The organism is Pseudoroseomonas cervicalis ATCC 49957 (assembly GCF_000164635.1).
In the GTDB taxonomy this organism is placed as follows: domain Bacteria; phylum Pseudomonadota; class Alphaproteobacteria; order Acetobacterales; family Acetobacteraceae; genus Pseudoroseomonas; species Pseudoroseomonas cervicalis.
Genome location: NZ_GG771125.1, coordinates 1 through 821, shown reverse-complemented (window position 1 = coordinate 821; position 821 = coordinate 1). Strand labels below are relative to the sequence as shown.

Annotated in this window: 1 protein-coding gene and 1 pseudogene; both read right to left on the bottom strand. The window is 77.3% G+C overall.

Features of this window, described 5'->3' with window-relative positions:
- A partial coding sequence (locus HMPREF0731_RS22125; RefSeq protein WP_040614464.1) for an alpha/beta hydrolase occupies positions 1-535 on the bottom strand: 535 nt, incomplete at its 3' end.
- Positions 532-821 (bottom strand): annotated as a pseudogene (locus HMPREF0731_RS22120) (ABC transporter ATP-binding protein); the annotation flags it as partial. The pseudogene HMPREF0731_RS22120 and the gene HMPREF0731_RS22125, both read right to left, overlap by 4 nt.

Below are 821 nucleotides of genomic sequence, written 5' to 3'. Positions count from 1 at the left end.
CCGCCAGCATCGCGCCCTCGCCCCACCACAGCGAGGGGCTGGCGGCGACGATGGCGCGGAACAGCCCCGGCCGCGCGAACAGCGCGTGCAGCGCGAACAGCCCGCCCAGCGAATGGCCGAACAGCGCCAGCTGGTGGGCATCGACCGGGTGGCGGCGGGCCAGCGCCGGCAGCAGCGCCGCCTCGATGAAGCGCAGCAAGGCGTCCGCGCCCGCCTCCTCCTCCTGCGCGGCGCCGGGCAGGGGTGGGGTGTAGTCGTGCCGCCGCGCCTCGGGCGCATAGGCGGCGTCGCCCGGATGGCCGAGCCCGACGATCAGCGCCGGCGCCGGCCGCCCCGGCGTGTCGCGCCAGGTCATCGCGCGGTAGGCATCGACCGCCGTGCCGAAGCCGGCATTGGCGTCGAGCAGCAGCAGCACGGGATAGCCCCCCGGCGGCGGCGGCGCCTCCGGCCAGGCCAGGAAGACGCGGTGCCGCCGCGCCGCGCCGGCCTCCATGTCCCACCAGCCGGAGCGCGGCAGGGTGACGGGCGGCGTCATACCCCGAGATGCTCCATCAGTAAGGCGCGGTCGGCGCGCAGCGCGGCGGCCGCGCCATCGAAGGCGACGCGGCGGCCGGACAGCACCACCGCGCGCGGGCAGAGCCGCAGCGCCAGCGGCAGGTTCTGCTCGGCCAGCAGCACCGCCACTCCCTCCGCCACCAGCCGGCCGACCTGGCCGAGTAGGATCTCCTCGGCGGCGAGCGGCGCCAGCCCCTCGCTCGGCTCGTCCAGCACCAGCAGGCGCGGCTGGGTCAGCAGGGCGCGGCCGATCGCCAGCATCTGCC